At 58.3% G+C, this 16,640-nt stretch carries 28 protein-coding genes and 1 tRNA gene; 4 read left to right on the top strand and 25 right to left on the bottom strand.

The window, feature by feature from the left end; all coding sequences use genetic code 11:
* Window positions 1-51: 51 nt before the first annotated feature.
* From AV929_RS21730 to AV929_RS04015, 25 genes are all read right to left on the bottom strand, one after another.
* Window positions 52-672 (bottom strand): hypothetical protein, encoded by a 621-nt coding sequence (locus AV929_RS21730; protein ID WP_155120722.1) that lies wholly within the window; start codon window positions 670-672, stop codon window positions 52-54.
* A 145-nt stretch (window positions 673-817) separates the two neighbouring features.
* The gene (locus tag AV929_RS04110) at window positions 818-1,273 is read right to left on the bottom strand and encodes a hypothetical protein (RefSeq protein ID WP_064287533.1); all 456 of its coding nucleotides are present in this window, start codon (window positions 1,271-1,273) and stop codon (window positions 818-820) included.
* 5 nt (window positions 1,274-1,278) lie between these two features.
* Complete coding sequence (locus AV929_RS04105; protein ID WP_064287532.1) at window positions 1,279-1,533, bottom strand: hypothetical protein; 255 nt, start codon at window positions 1,531-1,533, stop codon at window positions 1,279-1,281.
* Between the two features lie 124 nt (window positions 1,534-1,657).
* Entirely contained in the window at window positions 1,658-2,626 is a 969-nt protein-coding gene (locus AV929_RS04100; RefSeq protein WP_064287531.1) for a hypothetical protein, read from the bottom strand.
* A 69-nt stretch (window positions 2,627-2,695) separates the two neighbouring features.
* Window positions 2,696-3,148: a hypothetical protein gene (locus AV929_RS04095; protein ID WP_064287530.1), complete on the bottom strand. Its 453-nt coding sequence runs from the start codon at window positions 3,146-3,148 to the stop codon at window positions 2,696-2,698.
* On the bottom strand, window positions 3,145-3,321 hold the full coding sequence (locus AV929_RS21725) for a hypothetical protein (protein WP_155120721.1): 177 nt from the start codon (window positions 3,319-3,321) through the stop codon (window positions 3,145-3,147). Before AV929_RS21725 ends, AV929_RS04095 begins: the two co-directional genes overlap by 4 nt.
* Complete coding sequence (locus AV929_RS04090) at window positions 3,314-3,601, bottom strand: hypothetical protein (protein WP_064287529.1); 288 nt, start codon at window positions 3,599-3,601, stop codon at window positions 3,314-3,316. The genes AV929_RS21725 and AV929_RS04090 overlap by 8 nt, the downstream gene beginning before the upstream one ends.
* On the bottom strand, window positions 3,594-3,722 hold the full coding sequence (locus AV929_RS22730; RefSeq protein WP_255359460.1) for a hypothetical protein: 129 nt from the start codon (window positions 3,720-3,722) through the stop codon (window positions 3,594-3,596). Before AV929_RS22730 ends, AV929_RS04090 begins: the two co-directional genes overlap by 8 nt.
* Window positions 3,719-4,339: a hypothetical protein gene (locus AV929_RS04085; protein ID WP_064287528.1), complete on the bottom strand. Its 621-nt coding sequence runs from the start codon at window positions 4,337-4,339 to the stop codon at window positions 3,719-3,721. The genes AV929_RS22730 and AV929_RS04085 overlap by 4 nt, the downstream gene beginning before the upstream one ends.
* Window positions 4,340-4,855, bottom strand: a complete 516-nt coding sequence (locus tag AV929_RS04080) for a hypothetical protein (RefSeq protein ID WP_058992714.1) — start codon at window positions 4,853-4,855, stop codon at window positions 4,340-4,342.
* Window positions 4,855-5,502: a hypothetical protein gene (locus AV929_RS21720; RefSeq protein WP_155120720.1), complete on the bottom strand. Its 648-nt coding sequence runs from the start codon at window positions 5,500-5,502 to the stop codon at window positions 4,855-4,857. Before AV929_RS21720 ends, AV929_RS04080 begins: the two co-directional genes overlap by 1 nt.
* Window positions 5,503-5,506: 4 nt before the next feature.
* Complete coding sequence (locus AV929_RS04070; protein ID WP_064287526.1) at window positions 5,507-6,394, bottom strand: hypothetical protein; 888 nt, start codon at window positions 6,392-6,394, stop codon at window positions 5,507-5,509.
* A gap of 1 nt (window position 6,395) precedes the next feature.
* Entirely contained in the window at window positions 6,396-6,863 is a 468-nt protein-coding gene (locus tag AV929_RS04065) for a hypothetical protein (protein ID WP_064287525.1), read from the bottom strand.
* The gene (locus AV929_RS04060; protein WP_064287524.1) at window positions 6,860-7,063 is read right to left on the bottom strand and encodes a hypothetical protein; all 204 of its coding nucleotides are present in this window, start codon (window positions 7,061-7,063) and stop codon (window positions 6,860-6,862) included. Before AV929_RS04060 ends, AV929_RS04065 begins: the two co-directional genes overlap by 4 nt.
* A gap of 19 nt (window positions 7,064-7,082) precedes the next feature.
* Window positions 7,083-7,886, bottom strand: a complete 804-nt coding sequence (locus tag AV929_RS04055; RefSeq protein ID WP_064287523.1) for a hypothetical protein — start codon at window positions 7,884-7,886, stop codon at window positions 7,083-7,085.
* A gap of 3 nt (window positions 7,887-7,889) precedes the next feature.
* On the bottom strand, window positions 7,890-8,351 hold the full coding sequence (locus tag AV929_RS04050; protein WP_058992723.1) for a hypothetical protein: 462 nt from the start codon (window positions 8,349-8,351) through the stop codon (window positions 7,890-7,892).
* Window positions 8,351-8,665, bottom strand: a complete 315-nt coding sequence (locus AV929_RS04045) for a hypothetical protein (RefSeq protein WP_058992725.1) — start codon at window positions 8,663-8,665, stop codon at window positions 8,351-8,353. The genes AV929_RS04050 and AV929_RS04045 overlap by 1 nt, the downstream gene beginning before the upstream one ends.
* Before the next feature lie 3 nt (window positions 8,666-8,668).
* A complete protein-coding gene (locus AV929_RS21715; protein ID WP_155120719.1) occupies window positions 8,669-8,824 on the bottom strand; it encodes a hypothetical protein in 156 nt (51 codons plus the stop codon).
* 95 nt (window positions 8,825-8,919) lie between these two features.
* The gene (locus tag AV929_RS04040) at window positions 8,920-9,540 is read right to left on the bottom strand and encodes a hypothetical protein (protein WP_058992728.1); all 621 of its coding nucleotides are present in this window, start codon (window positions 9,538-9,540) and stop codon (window positions 8,920-8,922) included.
* Window positions 9,541-9,546: 6 nt separating this feature from the next.
* The gene (locus tag AV929_RS04035) at window positions 9,547-9,978 is read right to left on the bottom strand and encodes a hypothetical protein (protein ID WP_064287522.1); all 432 of its coding nucleotides are present in this window, start codon (window positions 9,976-9,978) and stop codon (window positions 9,547-9,549) included.
* A gap of 2 nt (window positions 9,979-9,980) precedes the next feature.
* A complete protein-coding gene (locus AV929_RS04030; RefSeq protein ID WP_064287521.1) occupies window positions 9,981-11,138 on the bottom strand; it encodes a hypothetical protein in 1,158 nt (385 codons plus the stop codon).
* 71 nt (window positions 11,139-11,209) lie between these two features.
* Window positions 11,210-11,335 carry a ribbon-helix-helix domain-containing protein gene (locus AV929_RS22920; protein ID WP_369802625.1) on the bottom strand — a complete coding sequence of 42 codons (126 nt, stop codon included), beginning with the start codon at window positions 11,333-11,335 and terminating at the stop codon, window positions 11,210-11,212.
* A 97-nt stretch (window positions 11,336-11,432) separates the two neighbouring features.
* The gene (locus AV929_RS04025) at window positions 11,433-11,885 is read right to left on the bottom strand and encodes a hypothetical protein (protein ID WP_064287520.1); all 453 of its coding nucleotides are present in this window, start codon (window positions 11,883-11,885) and stop codon (window positions 11,433-11,435) included.
* Between the two features lie 139 nt (window positions 11,886-12,024).
* On the bottom strand, window positions 12,025-12,579 hold the full coding sequence (locus AV929_RS04020) for an SWIM zinc finger family protein (protein ID WP_004964360.1): 555 nt from the start codon (window positions 12,577-12,579) through the stop codon (window positions 12,025-12,027).
* A 171-nt stretch (window positions 12,580-12,750) separates the two neighbouring features.
* A tRNA-Pro gene (locus AV929_RS04015) sits at window positions 12,751-12,823 on the bottom strand.
* Window positions 12,824-12,919: 96 nt separating this feature from the next.
* Here AV929_RS04015 and AV929_RS04010 point away from each other — a divergent pair.
* From AV929_RS04010 to AV929_RS03995, 4 genes are all read left to right on the top strand, one after another.
* A complete protein-coding gene (locus AV929_RS04010) occupies window positions 12,920-13,381 on the top strand; it encodes a GDP-mannose mannosyl hydrolase (RefSeq protein WP_014039475.1) in 462 nt (153 codons plus the stop codon).
* Between the two features lie 123 nt (window positions 13,382-13,504).
* On the top strand, window positions 13,505-14,677 hold the full coding sequence (locus tag AV929_RS04005; RefSeq protein ID WP_050037528.1) for an NAD-dependent epimerase/dehydratase family protein: 1,173 nt from the start codon (window positions 13,505-13,507) through the stop codon (window positions 14,675-14,677).
* Window positions 14,678-14,679: 2 nt separating this feature from the next.
* Window positions 14,680-15,612, top strand: a complete 933-nt coding sequence (locus AV929_RS04000) for an NAD(P)-dependent oxidoreductase (RefSeq protein ID WP_050007505.1) — start codon at window positions 14,680-14,682, stop codon at window positions 15,610-15,612.
* Window positions 15,605-16,600, top strand: a complete 996-nt coding sequence (locus tag AV929_RS03995) for an NAD(P)-dependent oxidoreductase (protein WP_064287519.1) — start codon at window positions 15,605-15,607, stop codon at window positions 16,598-16,600. The genes AV929_RS04000 and AV929_RS03995 overlap by 8 nt, the downstream gene beginning before the upstream one ends.
* Window positions 16,601-16,640 lie beyond the last annotated feature (40 nt).

Raw genomic sequence — 16,640 nt, 5'->3', positions numbered from 1 at the left:
CGTATCTAAGCATTGCTCGCTACTGTCTTCGGGCAGTACTTTGGTATAATATTATAGCGTATCAATTATATCGGACAACTGCTGTGGTCCAGCAGTTGCTTTCTTAATTCGGCCCTTAAGAGTAGGCAGGTCATCGACTGCCAGCCTTTCCTTTGGATTGTGCACGAGATCATTCCGCGTCTTTCGTACATCATTTAGATGAGATAGCTCATAGCCCTCAGAGACTGGCAACTGCTTTACCAGATCAATATTCTTCCTGAAGCTGTTAGATAGCAGGTCTTCAGCCGCATCAGAATCACGATAATCGGTAGAGATTACGGTTGACTTTAAGATTGTAATTAGTTGAACCTCCATTATCCCTACCGAGATAGCAAACAATGCTACAATTTTGTGTGAGAGTGGTCGTGGAACCATTGATAAGTCGGGTGACGCAGGGTGTTCTGGCTCTTTATGATCTTCTTCCTCGAATAAATACTCTGAACTGTTAACATCAACCTCATCTAATTTAGACAGTATTTCATTTTTCAGATCCTCCAACTCGCCCTTATGTGAATGAAAATTGGACCGTGGGAATCCATCCTTCGTAAGAGATGCTAGAACTACCTCTGTCCACATATTCTCCTGAGAATCTATACTATCTTTAGGATGCCAATCATCATACGGGTCTACCATCGTGTTCTATCAATAAATTTGAAGTGTAATAGTTTTTTACAACTAGCATGATTGTTCAGACATAATCTACGAGTTGCACAATTATGCCGGGTTCTCGGGCAAGGGAGTTTCCGACTCTCAGTACAGAAGGCACAGTTGATACAATTTAGCGTTCTAGAACTTCCTCAAGTTCTTCCACAGCATCCAAGGTTTCCTGACGGAATTCTTCAAACTCAGGATACGAATTGATATGAGTTCTATGCTCGGCGGTTCTTCGACACTCATCAGCTAGCCGGTCAAGCGCTTCGATTGGCTCTTCGTCAACACCTAGCTGTTCACCCTCGCTGGCATGTCGAGAGATTTGTCCTTCCAGTAGACTCATTTCACTTTGAAGCTCAGACAAGTTTGCTGCTTGACCCTCCGGTGTATCGAAGATTCGCTGCCAACTCCGTCGTACATCCGCCGCATATTCTGCACTTTTGGTGTACCACTCATCAATTTCATTTGCCTCTTCTACCGACTGTTCCCGCTTCAGCCGATACTCAGTCAACCCCATTGACGCGATAGCAGACAGACTAACTGACAGACTAGCCGAAAAGAGAATAGTGACCCAGTCAACCATTTGTTTTACCGGATATCGTCTATATCCGATGTGTCCAAGTCAAGTGCAATGCGCTCATCACACTCTCTACAAATAGCTGCGCCTTCGTACCCAGCATTACCGTTCTGCCATGTCTCAACGTCAAAAGTCGTAGAGCCACAGTCGCATTCAAGCTCGCCGTTTCCAACCTCTGTCTCTACATATTCAATGAAGGCCGCCTCAACCTTGTCACCTATTGCGTTGCGGAACTCATCTTCATCGAAATTAAAATCAATTCCCATATGATAGATACTATAGAGTGGCTAATAAATTCTTGTGGACCCTCTCAAATATACTTAAGAAGTACGACTAGCTTTGGGGATTAGATACCATCTGCCGTCCGACTTTCCCCACAGAAGCGGACACCTATCCGAGTATCTGTTCTGTAGATTCAGGGAGCCCCTTGATTTCCCCTTCTTCTCTCCACAGAACTTCGATACCCCTTGACTGCAAGAAGTCGAAATATCCAGAGAACTGATCTGAAGGAGTCTCACTGAAGGCAATGGAGAGAATCAATTCTCTATCTCCAAGTCCCCTATTTTGTACGTCTCGATAACCGTTCTCCAGAACTTGTCCGAGTGCCTTCCGTATCTGCTTCCGCTCGTTTGAATCAGTGATCGATTTGACTTCGATGACGAGAGCTTTTGAATCAGACAGCGCCAATAGATCTGTTTCATCGGTTTCGTGGCACTCCCACTGAGTTGCTTCTAACGTGTCACGCAGCTCCTCAACTGTGTTCTCATGTTCATTTGTAGCCACGGCTTGAGACTCTTTATTTGACGTGTAAGAGATCTCTTCCTCCGACTCTGGCTCCTTGCGATTTGTAGGATTGACGTCGCGTAATTCTCCCGGAGCAAGATCGTCATCAGACTCGTTTGCTCTCGAAGCAGTTTCCGAGGGGCTGTCCTGGATTGTTTTGAGATAGAAGTCGTACTCTCGTTTGTCTTTGTTCGGCCGATAGTTGTGTTCGTAATTGACGACTTGGACACGGCCGTGGTAGAAATGTTTGACTGGGCTATTTGAGACCTTCTCAAAAAGAAAGACCGGCCAGTCGTGATTTTGACTCTCTGCAAGAAGTCCGTTCCCTCGATTTAACACCTGATCTCCAGCAGGATTACTGAAATCTTTCTCACCGACGTAGCGCATCGGATCAGCATCTAAATCATCTCCATATTCGCTTGCTTCCTTGGAAAATAGTCTAATAAAGCGGTTATCATTGTCGTCGTAGAGTGTCTCAATCCCCCTGCCGGCGCGGCTTTTATCGAAGATATCACGGAGCTCAGAAGCGGTATACGTCGTTCCAGGCTCTAATTCAACGGAACTGATGATAACCATATACCAGAAAACGTGATACAAGATAAATAATACCCGACCCTATCCGTCTCTCACCCGGGAACTGGAGACTCAGAAAACCTCGTCCCACGGGATTTTGTGCTGCTTCCCCATCGAGTGACCCGAGCGGTTCCATCCGCCCCGATCTTGGACGAGGTTATTCACCGTCGACGGCTTCATGCGCGTGATTCGGAGCACGCCATCCGTCTCATCGAGGAACACAAACGCATACCACGCCGTCGCCTGTGCGTCCGATGCGATGAGAGAGCGCGTCTGTCCTTCCCAGACCCGAAAGCGACCGTCACCGGGGTACCTGTTGCCGACTGTCGTTGATGTCGATTTGACCTGGTATTTCGTCGCCCTGCTGGGGTGTCTGAGGTCCCACCAGTCCGGGTCAAGCGATAGGCCCTCCAAGCCGTACACCTCAGCCACGATCTCCTCGGCAACGTCGCCAAACGACTTCGACCGCTGTAACCGCTCCTGTCGAGTCCGAGGGAGCGACCGGATATCGATGACTTCTGTCACTCGTCACCACCGCCAGCCGCCGCCTCGAAGCGTACTATCTCTGCTGGACGTAGTCCTAACCGCTTCGCCAGCCACGCGATTCCCAGCCGGGAGAGCGCCGCACCGTCGGTGACCGCCAACGTGACACAGAACCAGATGAGAGCGCCAAGCTGTACCCACGTCAGGTCAGGCATCGCTCTCACCTCCGTCCGTTGCCTTCGGTGGGTAGATACCTTCGTCAACGAGCGCCCGGCGATGTGATCGGACATCCTCGACGAGCCCGGCGTCGTCGATCCCTTCCTCACCTCGGAGAACACGGACAGCTTTCTCTGCGGTTTCGTGGGCCGCTTGCGCCTCGTTGCGCGTCTCCTCGACGTAGCCGACCACGCGGCGGCCGACCCAGCCCGTGATACCGACCACGAGCATCGATGAGACGCTGACCGCCCATGCCGCTGCGGTGTACGGTTCAACCATCAGCGTCCCTCCAGATTGCCACGGCGCCAACGACGACGGCGATGAGTAGCAGCGTTCCGGGCACACCAAGTGTACCGGTCAACGCACCGAATACCTGCCCCAGTAGCCGTGCTACCGTCATCGAAGCACCACCACCGCAACGACCGCGAGGGCTGCGAGCGTTGTCTGTGGGGCAGTCAACGGCCCGACCGCCGGCAGCGTCGGGAACCCGTCAGGTAGCAGGGCAGGCGGAGACTCTGGCCCGGTGTTCTCAGGCGGCGGGTCACTGCTTCCGTCAGGCGGATCGCCGTCACTGATGGGTGGGTACGTGGGTTCGTCGTTCGGCTCATCACCGGAGTCGGGTACACGCTTCTCGTAGACGTGCATCGTTCCGTACGTCGTCGTCTGCTTGTCCCACGACGGGCCGCCAAGCAGCTGCACACCGAGTTCGTAGTCGCCCGGAATCAGGTCGAAGTTCTCCTGTAGCCTCTCCCACGGAACCCGATTCGAGATTGTAGCCGTCTGTCCGGCTTCAATCGTCTCAGTCTGACTCTGGACATGGGTATCATCGAATGTCCAGATGACCGCTGCCTCTCGTTCCTTGAACGAGGTGTTCGTCACTTCGGCCTGTAGCTGTGGCTCGTATTCCTGCCGTCGGTCGACACGCGGATCGTCGGGACTGTACACAGCGAACGAGGTCGTTCCGACTGATTCCAGTACGAGCCCGCCGTCTGGAATACCGCCAGCGAACGTCACCATTCAGATCACCACCAGCAGCACGACGGCTAGAGCGAACCCCAGCATCACCTGCTGGGTCGTTCCGCCAAGCGCATCTGCGATATCGCTAATCATCTCTGTCAGTCGGTCACCTGTCGTCGGCAGGGCCGGGTCCTGTGCATCAGAGTGAACGGTTACCTCCGCCGCCCGCTCTTCTGCAACCGTGTCATTCGGAACTTTCAGCACTTCCGCGGTGACGCTGTGTTCTCCACTACCCAGCGTTACTCGCTTGGTCACCGTCTTCGGGGCGCTATTGCCATCGAGGCACTTCGTTTCTCGATGGACTTCTTGCCCGTCAACGTAGATGATGACCGGCGTCCGCCATCCAGTGTTGAACTGGAGTATCCCGCTCTGACACGTCCCATCCTGCGGGGCAATAATCGAGCTCTCGTTTCCGACTGTGACGGTCACGGTGAACGACTCATCTGGGCGGGCCTCACTCGGTACGTCTATACTGTCGATATACGGCTCTGATTGGTCGATATTCAGGTTCACCATTATCCTAACATCCCTCCGAAGTCTGCCCCGGTCCCAGCGTACAGACCCTTGATCTCGACCGGGTTGAGAACGATCTCAGCACTGTCATCAAGCGGGCCGATAGGCTCCTGTAGTGGATTCCCATCGGCATCGATAGCCGGTGAGAACCATGTGTACTGAACTCCGTTAGGACCACCGTCACGGCGCGCTACGCCCATAAACTGGCTGTACGTCGTAGCAAGACACGGGAGGTCTCCCTGTGCGCTACCGTCGATAGCGGCCGCTGTCGGGAACACACCAGCCGACATCACCCATTCAACTTCGGGTAGTGGATTCCCGTCTGGATCCACCACCGAAACTCTCACCGGCCGGAATGCTGCGGGAATAAGTACCCCGCTCCGGTCGGTGCTGGTGGCGTGGTCCCGAGAACGGGTGACCCGTGGCCGGTCGAGGGAGACGGTGACCGTATCCGCTCGGTCACCGGGCCGACGTGGACGGGGCCGTATCGTGTCGGTCGTCGCACCAGCTGCGACAGCCGCCGCCCGTTGCGGAGCTGGACGCTCCGTACTCAGTGTTTCCCCGTCAGCAGCGGTTCCCGTCCTCGCCGGGATTGGGCGCGTCTGGCTCCCTACGGTTGTCCCGGCCGGTGCTTCAGTGTACGTCGCCATCGGATTACCTCATCCCGATACCGACCTGCGCGACGTTGTGGGCCTTCAGGAGCTTGTACAGGTTGTTCGCACCGCTATCCTGTATCGTGTCCTCGTGGCTTGCGTCCTGACCGCTTTCCTCCCGAATCCACAGGTCATGGGTCCCAATGATTGCATCGTTGTTGCGGTTGTTCCGATACTGCGAACTGGCAACGACATTGTCGGTCGTGGTGTAGTTCGCGTAGTTGTTGTCGGGATTCACCATCCCGCGGCCGTGGTGTGTGCTTCCCGACTGCGTGCCGCTCATCGCCGGGAGGAAGTTTGTCCACTGCCTCTTTTCTCTATTATCGTAGTCGGCGTTGAACGCCTGTGCGTGCCATAGAGTCGCGTAGTTGCTTTCGCGGTTGGCCGCAGAGTCGAAGTCCCATGTCTTCGAGAGTTCAGCCATCCCGATGGCGAGATCTTCGTCGTTACCGTCACCCTCGTTCCGTTCCGCGTAGAACACCCATCCCGAGTCTGTGTAGTCCAGGTAGTAGCTCACAGAGTGAGACATGGACATACGCTCACCACCCCGGTCGTCTGGAGCGTACGCCATCGGATCGCCGTATCCGTCGCTTCCAGTCTTTTGTGCGATATCGTTGGCGTAGCGGTCTTCCCATGTCGTGTTCGCGGTATCCCACGAGGGACCGGATTCCATGGTTATGCCACCGCTGTATCTGTTATCTCGGATTTTGAGACGGTGGTTCTCGCCGTTCGGCGTCTCCAGCACGAACCACTCACCAGCAGTGAGCGGAGTCGCACCGCCGTTGGCCGATGTGTCGATGATACTCCAGCCACTGATACTGTCGATGTTGTCGCGGAGTGCCGCGAGCGCTTCGCCCCAGGTAACTGCGTTTGGTCCTGTAAACGTCATTTTACTTGAGTGCCAGCACGTTCAGGGAGGTACTGGCGTCTCCCTCGGTCATCTTCCGATACCACAGCTTTGAGGCACCCAGTCCGCCCGGCGGAGACAGAGAGAACGGCGCGTCCGACGGGGTCAGGGGGATGAACCGGTCAGCCTTATTTGTCGCCTTGAACGCGACAACTATCGGGGAGTCAAATCCGTAGACGACGACGGTATCCGCAGCGAAATCCCACGAAACCGTCTCTTCGTCGGTATCGTCAACCGGAACGCCGGGTTCGCTGTAGTACACCGCTTCCGAGTCGCCCGAAACGTTCTGGTCGATGTCGTCGCCCCGCATCTCCATCAGCAGGGCCGCCAGCAGCGCGTTCGTTTCGTCTTCGAAAGCCTCGTACAGCACGTTCCTCGGTGCGCCGGGGAAGTACTGTTCAAGCAGATCGTCTATCGGCGTATCTGTCCCGATGAGTCCGTACCCGCTCATATCGACTGCCCCCGAATCAGTGCCAGCACGGTCGCAGCCTGCACCAGCGAGGTCAACAGCGACGAGAACGGCGCTATCAGGTCGGCTACTATCCGGGCCTTCTCCGCAAGCCCTGCAAGCACGTTCCCGCCGCTGTCACACGGGCAGCCAGTATCGGTACTGCTGCTATCTGGGTCGTCAGTGTCGTGTAGAATCACCATGTGTTGGAACGGTGGCCCGTTAGGCCACCATGGTCTGGGTCACCTTTCGCCGGAGTTCAGCAGCCTCCTCATCCGGTCGAAGGGGCCGCTGATTCACCGGGATACTCACCTCGACGTTCTCAGCGTCGGCCGCCTCAACGGCCGTAGCGAACTCTGTGTCGAAGAACAGCAGGTCCATGTTGAACTTCGGCGGGAGGACACCGCGCATCCCGCTGTTGCGTCCGTCCCATGTGATCTGGCGGTCCGTCTCCGGCGAATCCGGGTTCGAGAACGCCCATGTGATACTGTCTTCGCTCTGAAGTTCCTGCGAGACGTTGCCCTTCCCACTGTTGCGCTTCTGTATCTTCGTCAGCCCGTGGCGCATCACCGCGTAGAAGGCGACTGAGACATCGCCGTTTCCGGTCGTCTCTTTCAGCTCTGCCGACGCAACGAAATCGCCGTCAGTCCCGAACGTGCCAGTGTACTGTGTGTCTGTGCTGTCAGTAATGAGCGTATCCGGGTCACCGTCACCGTCGCTGTCGAAGTAGCCGACGAGTGAAGCGTCGGTCGTGTACTCGCCGGCAGTCACGTCATCCATGTAGTCGACGATCGGGGCCTCGGGAGTGAGGTCGACCGTGGTAGCGTCACCCCCTGCTGCCGTCGCTGTCTGTTTGCCGACGAGTGCTACCACCAGCGGCATCCCGACTGGAACCTTCCAGACCTGCGTGCTCGGGACCTTCGTCGTCGCGACGATTCCCTCTGAACCGGGCTGGTAGCTCTTGAAATCGAACATCTCGGAACCGAGGTAGACCGTCTTCCCCGGCCGTGCGTTGGCTCCGCTCATGGTCTACCGGTTGTCCACCTGCATGGGGTAGTTGAAGAACAGCGTTGCCGGGTCGACCACGTCGGGGCCGTTCACCAGAAGCGCCAGCTCGTCAGCGTCTTCCAGCGTCAACCGCCCATTCGGAACTCGGTCACGGAGGAACCGAACCCGGCGGCGCTGTGCGTTCTCGCCGGACTGCTGGTCCTTCAGCGACAGCGTGTTGAATGGAGAGACGGCGAACTCGCTGATGACTGTCCACGAATCCAGCGGGTCGTTTGGTTCCCGATAGCCGAAGCCGATCTTCGTCGAGCGCGAGACGTTGCCGCCGTCCTTGGCTTCAACGTCGAGAATCGCCGGCGATCCCTGTGCGATAGAGATAGCGATTCCCTCCGGCACGTCCCAGGTCGTGATCGGCGTCGGCGTACCCGCGACGTTCTCCGAGACTGTCGCGTACTGGAGTTCCGTGCTGAGTGTTTCGTCGGTCATCAGTTGGCCCTCCGTGCAGCGTCGAAGCTCTGGACACCGAGCATAGCGAAGCCGATTCCGATACCGATAGCGAGCATCCCGAGCGAGCCCCGAAGCGGGCCGACCCATGCTGCCGCGATGAGCCCGAGCCCGATGAGCGAGAAGGCCCCGCCGGTCACCATCGACGCAGAGCCAAGGTCACCCTCAAACACTGCATTCGATACATCCACCAGTCGATCCTCGATGTTGATACCTCCTGCCGACATCAGAACGGGAAGCCCTGCCGCCGCGCTGGCACCGATAGCAGCGTTCCGTTCAGAGACTTGTAGTGCCATGATTCAGATGATGAAGTAGCCCGCGATGATTGCAGCCCCGAACCCGCCCACAGCAGCGATTCCGATGGGCGTTTTCAGGAACTCGACGATACCATTGGACCCGGAGCTACTGGGTGACCCACCCGACTCCGAGTTTCCGCTTGTGCTGGTCGAAACCATGCGACCAGTAGTTGCCGCGAGGGATGATTCAGTATTTGTTTGTTGACAACACCGATAGCGAATGGCCGCGAGAAGTCTGTACGCGCTATTTTACGCTATCGTAAGTGCGCCGGAATCTCAACCGGCCCTCGGATAGTCGATGATGCTCCAGCCACATCTTTGTACGTGAGGAACTGGTACGCGTTCGGGTCCATTTCGGTCACCCGGTGCTTGTCGGGGATACTCACCTTGCTGAACTTGCTGTCTTCGTGGTCTCCGTAGGCGAAAATCAGGTAGTTGTCCGTCTGTGTCCAGATCTGATCGTGGACTTCTTTCGCCTTGTGAGCGGCGAGTACTAATCCACAGTTAGCGTGGGTGACGTGCCACTTCACGAGGTGCTGAAGGACTTCGGGAATATGATGTGCGGACATCCAGTTGTGTGCCTCATCGAGATAGAGGTAACACCGCTTGAGCTGGCCGAACGCTCGAAGGTACTCGTCGAGGACATCCTCGGTGAACGGGTTCTCTCGAATCACCTGCTGAGTGTTGCCACGCATCCAGTGGTCGAGCACGTCACCGGGGTTATCGGGAAACACCGCACCCGGTGGTCCATGCTCGGCGTTCGGATCGATACAGATGTAGCGCTCTGTCTGGGTCAGCAGGTGCTCGAAGAGCACTGACTTCCCCGAGTTCTTCTGGCCGAGGATGACCGAGATTTCGCTCAGGTCAATATCCATCGCTTGCTATTGCCCCTCGCTGCCGCTGTACTCGCCGAGTTCCGGTACGTCGACGTCAAGCTCATCGTACAGCCCGCGCCGGGTGAGTACGTCGTCAAGCGTAGCGATAGCGTAGGCTGTCGCCTCCGGCCTCGCGAGCGCGTACTGCGAGAAGAGATGGATGAATGTCTCAGGCCCGAACTGGTCCTCCGCGCGTTGTGGGTCGAGGCCGAACATCGGAGCGAACCCCTGTAGCTTCGCCTCGATCTGGTCGACTGTTTCCTCATTGTCGACGAGAGCGGACCATCCCAGTCCGCGAAGATCTTCCTCCACCTCGTAGAGTGTCCGGGCCGTTGCGCCACTGTCGTCGGCAACTTGTTTGAGTCGCTGCGTTCGTTCTTCGGGCGATTCGTCTGCCTGACTCGCTACTAACGCGAGCTGCTGAATGATTTCCTGCATGATTACCAGGTACTGCTGTCTTCAAAATCGAATTCGCTTTCTGCGCTGTTCTCGCTCTGTTCTGCTCTGTGTTCGGCGCGAGTGTCGCGGCGATCTCGGCGGCCGTCCTGACCACGTACCGCTGTCACGTCGTCGTTGAATTCAGGAGGGTCTTCGCTCTGTTTCCGGTCAGTCTCAACCGGGTCAGTATCTCGATGGCGACGATAGCGCATCGCTCGGCCCCCAGCGGTTCCCAGCATCGATAGAGCGAACATCGCTGTCGGGCCGACATCGACATCGTGCTCATCACACATGGCGATGAACAGCTCTGCGTTGGCCGCTTTCTCCTGTTCAGAGAGTTCCCAGCCCTCCCAGTCAGTCATCGTCGCGGTCATCGAGAAGGGCATTCCAATGAGGTGCTTCACGACCGTCTCATCAACTACCATGCCGCTAGCCTGCTGGGTTCCCGCTGGTGAGTGGGCACCGCCGGAGTCGGGTTGTTCCTCGGCACTATCGCCGCTCTCTCCTGACTCTTCCCCGAAGGCATCAGCAAACGTCTCACGGACTTCCTCGCGGCGCTGTCGTTCTCCCTCGCTATCTGCTTCCGCTACGATTTCGTCTGTTGAACGGTCGCTATTGCCGCGTATCCGGTCCAACAAGCCACCGCTATCCTCGCTGTTCTCGCTACTGTCGTTCTGCTCCTGCTGTTTTGGTTTTTCAGCGTGTTCGCTATTCTCGCTCTGGTTCGCTGGTGACGCCGACTCACTCGGTTCGAGGTCGTCTGGTGACAGCCCGTCTAAGTCGACACCGCTGGGTGGTTCTACTGCTGTTCCTTCGTCGTCTGGCGCTCCTTCAGGGGATAGCTTCTCTTTCCCCTCGTGACCGACGGAGATGGCGTCTGTCTGTGTTTCTGTGCTGGCGCTCGTACTCTCTGAGTTTGTCACTGTCTGGGTTCCTCCCTCCGGTTCGCTATCGTTGCCACTGTCGACGTTCTCGCTCTCACTGAGTGCGAGTGTATCTGTGAGAAAATTCTCTAATTCTGCCTCCTCTACACCGACAATTCGCCCGTACCCGTGTTCCCCAGCGAGACGCTGTTTCTCGCTGTACGGTAGCGCCTCTAATTCCGCTACTGTAGAAGGGTCCGCGGGTTGGGAGCTGTCTGTTTCCTCGCTGGCGGCCATGCGGCCGGCGATAGTGGCACTACTACCAAGGGTGCTCGCTTGTTGTCAACAGCAGAGAATAGAGAAACAGGTTACTTTGACTGGTGTTCAATCTGAGACAACTTGTCACGAACCGCATCTCGGATTAAATCGGATCGGCTGTGATATCCAGCCGCTACGTATCTCTCGTCTATGTTTTCGACCATTGACTCGGGCATCGACACACCGGTTGTATTTCGAGTCATAGTCTTTGATGGGGCGATATACAAAATAAAACCTGTTGCTTAGTTAATAATTAACTAAGCAAGACGGAAATCACGCATCGGCAGTTTGGTTCTGAGTTCCACCCTTACGTGAGAACGGTCGGACGTGGACAGCGGTGTAGTCGCTTGGTGGTATCCCGTTCTGAAGGTGGACATACCCGCGTTTCTCAAGTCGGGCAAGAAGGCGCTGTGCGTCTTGTTGGTCGATACTATCGACGGCCTGAGCAAGTGCACGCTTCGCGCTTTCCCCTCGGACAATGCCGTTATCAGTGCGCTTCTCGCAGAGCGTCCGGTAGGCAATGGCAAGTTCTCGATTGTCCGGGTCAGTATATGGTTCAAGCCCGCCATCAGTCTCCGGCTCCGAAACGCGCTGACGAACGTATTCCTCTAGATCGGCGCTCATGTTGTCGACCTGTTCTTTGTACTGTTCTTTCAGCGTGGTCGACAGACGGAAGGTGATTTTGTCACTCCCATCTTCTTCGTGAAGTTGGCTTCCACCAGTCATGTCTGACTAGCCACCTCCTCGTAAGACGGGGACGAATCCCCATACGGCGCGGTGACGGACGCCGATGTTGGTACGTGTAGGACAGCCCCCCATGGGGTCGCCAGAAGGTCACGCGCTAGGGCGGGCGTGCGCGCCTGTGTCATCGGCGGCCCTCCATCTCGTCACGGGCAGAGCGGAGTAGGTTCCCGATGGTTCCGGGCGAGCGACCGGAGAGTCGGGCGTACTCCCGAACCCCGAGGCTTCCGAGGTCACAGGTCAGGTAAGCGTCGAGTTCGGCAGGAGTGAGTTGGTTGAAAGCGGTCGGTTCGTCGTCGAGGCGGAGCCATGCTGGTGGTGATGGGTACTCGCGGCCGGTATCGAGATGTGCGACAACGATCTGCCCGCGGACCCACTGCCACCACAGCGAAGCGACGTGGGCACACCAGCCGCCGTGGTACTGGTAGCCGGCGCAGTCGCAGTCTGCGACGAGTGTGCGGCCCTGTAGCGCCCACAGCACGCGATGAGTGCTGTCGCCGTCGCTCAGGTAGACCACACGCTCGGCGTCGTTGATGGCCCCACCACGGTCGTTCTCGGACTGTGCGCGCTTCCACGCCGTCGAAAGCGTCCAGTCGTCGGGCATCGACAACGTCGACGGGCCACCAACAGACTGAGGCAGGTCGTCGCTCGCCTGCCAGCTCCGGCTAGCACGGCTCATGGACGACACACCCCCTCGTCTAGCGCCGGGCACGGCTGTCGCGGTGATTCGATGTAGCCGCCGCAGTAGTCGCAGATGGACAGCTCGTGAGCCCGCTGAATACTCACAGCGACCACCCCGTAGAGCGGCCGCTAACTGTTAGGAAACCCGGGAAAAAGGGTTTGTATGGTATGGGCCGGCGCGAATTCGAATCGCGGTTACGGCCACCCGAAGGCCGAAGGATACCAGGCTACCCCACCGGCCCGTGCGATAGCAATCGGATAGAAGACAGGGGCAGTTTTAACGGTTGCGAAACAGCGAGAAGCGGAGCGGTTTCACCGGCGGCCCGCAAGCGGGAGGTATGGACCGCCACGACGAACGCATTCCGACGGAGACGTTCGCCACCTGTCTCGACAACATGCCCCAGCCCTGTGTCGACCTCGTCGTCGAGTACGAGGACGGAATCGTACTCACACGACGTCAGAACGAGCCAGCCAAAGGCGAGTGGTTCTGGCCGGGGAGTCGCCTCTGCAAGGGGGAGCGACTGGACGACGCGGCGGCGCGCATCGCCCGAGAGGAGCTTGGCCTCACATCGGTTGCGACGGAACAGCTCGGTGTCAGCGAACACTTCTGGGACGTTTCTTCAGTTGATGGCGTCGACTCCCGGCACACGGTACCAATTGTGTATCGAGCCGTCCCCGACAACGGGGCCGAAATAGCACTCGACGACCAGCACGACTCGTATCGCATCGTCACAGAGGTTCCGGCAGACGCGAACCAGTACGTCACGGAATACTTCGAGCAGTTCGATATCACCCAGTAGCGGGTGAACAGTGCTGTTTTGAGGACGAATACGTGTTTCATGAGTAGTCAGGCTGTACGAGACTAGCAGGCAACTGAACAGAAGATTGATTACGCGTCGCAGTTACTCACTAACTGAGTAACTATGACCATCCTCATCACTGGCGGCGACGGCTACGTCGGGTGGCCGGCCGCACTGCGAATCGCGGACCGAACGGACGACCGAGTACTGCTTGTCGACAACTTCGCCCGAAGAGAGTGGGTCGAGGACGTCGGCGCGACGAGCGCGACACCGGTCGCCAGTATCGACGAACGCCTCGACGCGGCTCGCGAGGTCCACGGGCTGACGAACCTCTCCTTCGTCGAGGGCGACCTCGCCGAGAAGTCCTTCGTCGACGAACTGCTGACGGTCCACGAACCCGAGGTCGTCGTCCACACCGCCGCCCAGCCCTCCGCGCCGTACTCCCAGATCAACGGCGAGCGGGCGAACTACACCCAGCACAACAACCTCCAGGCGACGCGGAACCTCCTGTGGGGGCTCGAGGAACACGACCTCACTGACACCCACTTCGTCGAGACGACGACGACGGGCGTCTACGGCGCGCCGGAGTTCCCGATTCCGGAGGGCGGTGCGGCGATGGAGAACCAGAGCGAGCGCGACGACGTGCCGTTCCCCAACATGGGCGGGAGCTGGTACCACGCGACCAAGGGCTTCGACGCACAGAACATGCGCCTGGCCCACACGCAGTTCGACATCCCGATTTCGGACGTTCGCACGGCCATCGTCTACGGGACAGAGACCGAGGAGACCCGCGAGGACGACCGGCTCAAGACCCGCTTCGACTTCGATTACTACTTCGGCACGGTCACGCACCGCTTCTGTGCGCAGGCCGTCGCGGGCTACCCCGTCACCGTCTACGGCAAGGGCGAACAGCGCAAGCCGTTCATCTCGCTAGAGGACGCCGTCGAAGGGCTGGCTGAAGTGGCGCTGACCGACCCTGACGAACGTCCTGACGGACTGACGGTGTACAATCAGGTCACGCGCGCCATCAGCATCGTCGAAATCGCCGAGACGATTGCCGACGTGGGCGGCGAGTACGACCTCGACGTCGACGTCGAGCACTTCGAGAACCCCCGCGACGAGGACGAGACCCACAAGATGGAGATCGAGAACGACCGCTACGACGACCTCATCGGCGGCCAGTCCCAGTCCTTCGAGGACGGCGTCGGCGACATCTTCGAGACGCTGACGCGGTACGCCGACACCATCGAAGCCCACGAGGACCGGTTCCTGCCGGGCGTCCTGAGCGAGGACTGACGATGGACGTGCTGGTCACCGGGGCCTGTGGCTACATCGGCAGCGCGCTGATTCCACTGCTCCGAGAGGACGACCGCGTCGACGACATCGTCGTCTTCGACGACCTGTCCTCGGGGTCGCCGCGGGCGCTGCTGGGGACGCTCGGCGACGGCCTCGCGTTCCGCCGTGGCGATGTCCGCGAGTACGGCGACGTGGAGAGCGCCATGCGCGGCGTCGACCGCGTCATCCACCTCGCGGCTATCACGGGCGCATCGAGCACCCACGAACGCCGCGACGAGACGTTCGCCATCAACTACGACGGCACTGAGAACGTCCTGACTGCGGCCGGCAAACTCGGCGTCGACCACGTCGTCTTCGCCTCTTCGTGTAACGTCTACGGCCGCGCGACCAGCACCGACATCGACGAGACGGTCGACCCGGATCCCATCAACCCTTACGCAGAGACGAAACTGCAGTCCGAGACGCTACTGCAGGAGTACTGCGAGGAGTTCGATATGACTGGCACCGCCCTGCGAATGGCTACCAACTTCGGCCACTCGCCGGGCATCCGGTTCAACCTCGTCGTGAACTACTTCGTGTTCCGCGCGCTCACCGACCGCCCGCTCACCGTCTACGGCGACGGCTCGAACTGGCGGCCGTTCATCCACGTTCAGGACGCTGCCCGCGCCTACGCGGAGGCGGCGTGTGACCCCGAGTCCTGGGACGAACCAGTGTACAACGTCGGGTCGATGGACGCGAACTACCAGATCTCGGAGATCGCCGACATCGTCGCCGATGAGGTCGCCCCGGTCGACGTGACCTACCTCGAAGACGAGCATCCCGGCCCGTCGTATCACGTCAACTTCGACCGACTGAGTCAGACTGGCTTCGAACCATCGTGGACGCTCCGCGAGGGCGTTCGCGACCTCGCGGAGAAATTCACCACCAATGCCTGAGACAGAACCCACAGACACCACGTCCCACATCGCCGTCACCGGCGGTGCAGGCTACATCGGCAGCCGCGTCATCTACGAGCTACAGCAGGCCCACCCCGACTGGGAGATCACCGCTATCGACAACTTCTATCGCGGTACCGTGCGGTCAGTCGGCGATGTCGACATCGAACACGTCGATATCCGGAACCGGGACCGACTGGAAGCGGTGCTAGACGGTGCCGACGTCGTGATGCACCTCGCCGCGGTGTCGGGAGTTGACGACTGTGAGGAGAAACAGGACCTTGCCTACGAGGTCAACGTCCAGGGAACCGACAACGTCGCCTGGTTCTGTCGGAAGACTGGCGCAGCGCTGATTTTCCCGTTCTCGATGGCCGTCATCGGCGACCCACAGGAGTTCCCGATTACAGTCGACCACCCCCGAGACCCGCTGAACTGGTACGGGCGGACGAAACTGCTCAACGAGCGTGACATCGAGACGTACGCCGACGGCACGTTCCCGGCCCACCAGTTCATGATCTCGAACCTCTACGGCAGTCACGAGATAGACGGTCAAACCGTCTCAAAGGGGACTGTCATCAACTTCTTCGTGAACCGCGCGCTCGCTGGCGAGACGCTGACCGTCTACGAGCCCGGAACGCAGTCCCGGAACTTCATTCACGTCAAGGACGTGGCCCGGGCGTACGTCGACAGTTGCGAACGGCTACTGGAGCAACTGGACCGCGGCGAGACCGGCGTCGAGAAATACGAGATCGCCAGCGACGAAGACCCGGGCGTTCACACCGTCGCCAAACTCGTCGAGGATATCGCCGCCTCGGCCGCCGACATCGATGCCGACGTGGAACTGGTCGAGAACCCGCGTGGCGACGACGAGACGCTCGTCGATTCGTTCCCGGTCGACACCGGCCGAACGACGGACGTACTGGGCTGGACGCCGGAACACGACGTAGAATCGGCGATTCGAGCGGCGCTAGAGTCGGCAAACACGTAGACGGCGAGTCCCGATGGATTTATTCGCCAGACCGGAAAGA

Origin of the sequence: Haloarcula sp. K1, from assembly GCF_001647155.1 — an archaeon.
GTDB classification, from domain to species: Archaea; Halobacteriota; Halobacteria; order Halobacteriales; family Haloarculaceae; genus Haloarcula; species Haloarcula hispanica.
This window is presented reverse-complemented; position numbering and strand designations above follow the sequence as displayed.

Bases quoted from the DNA above. Each gene is read 5' to 3' on its own strand.
- AV929_RS04040 (WP_058992728.1), bottom strand. From the start codon at position 9,540: ATGGATATTGACCTGAGCGAAATCTCGGTCATCCTCGGCCAGAAGAAC.
- AV929_RS04035 (WP_064287522.1), bottom strand. From the start codon at position 9,978: ATGCAGGAAATCATTCAGCAGCTCGCGTTAGTAGCGAGTCAGGCAGAC.
- AV929_RS04070 (WP_064287526.1), bottom strand. From the start codon at position 6,394: ATGACGTTTACAGGACCAAACGCAGTTACCTGGGGCGAAGCGCTCGCG.
- AV929_RS04050 (WP_058992723.1), bottom strand. From the start codon at position 8,351: ATGACCGACGAAACACTCAGCACGGAACTCCAGTACGCGACAGTCTCG.
- AV929_RS21715 (WP_155120719.1), bottom strand. From the start codon at position 8,824: ATGGTTTCGACCAGCACAAGCGGAAACTCGGAGTCGGGTGGGTCACCC.
- AV929_RS04025 (WP_064287520.1), bottom strand. From the start codon at position 11,885: ATGACTGGTGGAAGCCAACTTCACGAAGAAGATGGGAGTGACAAAATC.
- AV929_RS04090 (WP_064287529.1), bottom strand. From the start codon at position 3,601: ATGGTTGAACCGTACACCGCAGCGGCATGGGCGGTCAGCGTCTCATCG.
- AV929_RS22730 (WP_255359460.1), bottom strand. From the start codon at position 3,722: ATGACGGTAGCACGGCTACTGGGGCAGGTATTCGGTGCGTTGACCGGT.
- AV929_RS04080 (WP_058992714.1), bottom strand. From the start codon at position 4,855: ATGGTGAACCTGAATATCGACCAATCAGAGCCGTATATCGACAGTATA.
- AV929_RS04105 (WP_064287532.1), bottom strand. From the start codon at position 1,533: ATGGGAATTGATTTTAATTTCGATGAAGATGAGTTCCGCAACGCAATA.
- AV929_RS04085 (WP_064287528.1), bottom strand. From the start codon at position 4,339: ATGGTGACGTTCGCTGGCGGTATTCCAGACGGCGGGCTCGTACTGGAA.
- AV929_RS04065 (WP_064287525.1), bottom strand. From the start codon at position 6,863: ATGAGCGGGTACGGACTCATCGGGACAGATACGCCGATAGACGATCTG.
- AV929_RS04005 (WP_050037528.1), top strand. From the start codon at position 13,505: ATGACCATCCTCATCACTGGCGGCGACGGCTACGTCGGGTGGCCGGCC.
- AV929_RS21730 (WP_155120722.1), bottom strand. From the start codon at position 672: ATGGTAGACCCGTATGATGATTGGCATCCTAAAGATAGTATAGATTCT.
- AV929_RS04110 (WP_064287533.1), bottom strand. From the start codon at position 1,273: ATGGTTGACTGGGTCACTATTCTCTTTTCGGCTAGTCTGTCAGTTAGT.
- AV929_RS22920 (WP_369802625.1), bottom strand. From the start codon at position 11,335: ATGCCCGAGTCAATGGTCGAAAACATAGACGAGAGATACGTAGCGGCT.
- AV929_RS04060 (WP_064287524.1), bottom strand. From the start codon at position 7,063: ATGGTGATTCTACACGACACTGACGACCCAGATAGCAGCAGTACCGAT.
- AV929_RS04020 (WP_004964360.1), bottom strand. From the start codon at position 12,579: ATGAGCCGTGCTAGCCGGAGCTGGCAGGCGAGCGACGACCTGCCTCAG.
- AV929_RS04055 (WP_064287523.1), bottom strand. From the start codon at position 7,886: ATGAGCGGAGCCAACGCACGGCCGGGGAAGACGGTCTACCTCGGTTCC.
- AV929_RS04010 (WP_014039475.1), top strand. From the start codon at position 12,920: ATGGACCGCCACGACGAACGCATTCCGACGGAGACGTTCGCCACCTGT.
- AV929_RS21725 (WP_155120721.1), bottom strand. From the start codon at position 3,321: ATGCCTGACCTGACGTGGGTACAGCTTGGCGCTCTCATCTGGTTCTGT.
- AV929_RS04000 (WP_050007505.1), top strand. From the start codon at position 14,680: ATGGACGTGCTGGTCACCGGGGCCTGTGGCTACATCGGCAGCGCGCTG.
- AV929_RS04045 (WP_058992725.1), bottom strand. From the start codon at position 8,665: ATGGCACTACAAGTCTCTGAACGGAACGCTGCTATCGGTGCCAGCGCG.
- AV929_RS04100 (WP_064287531.1), bottom strand. From the start codon at position 2,626: ATGGTTATCATCAGTTCCGTTGAATTAGAGCCTGGAACGACGTATACC.
- AV929_RS21720 (WP_155120720.1), bottom strand. From the start codon at position 5,502: ATGGCGACGTACACTGAAGCACCGGCCGGGACAACCGTAGGGAGCCAG.
- AV929_RS04030 (WP_064287521.1), bottom strand. From the start codon at position 11,138: ATGGCCGCCAGCGAGGAAACAGACAGCTCCCAACCCGCGGACCCTTCT.
- AV929_RS03995 (WP_064287519.1), top strand. From the start codon at position 15,605: ATGCCTGAGACAGAACCCACAGACACCACGTCCCACATCGCCGTCACC.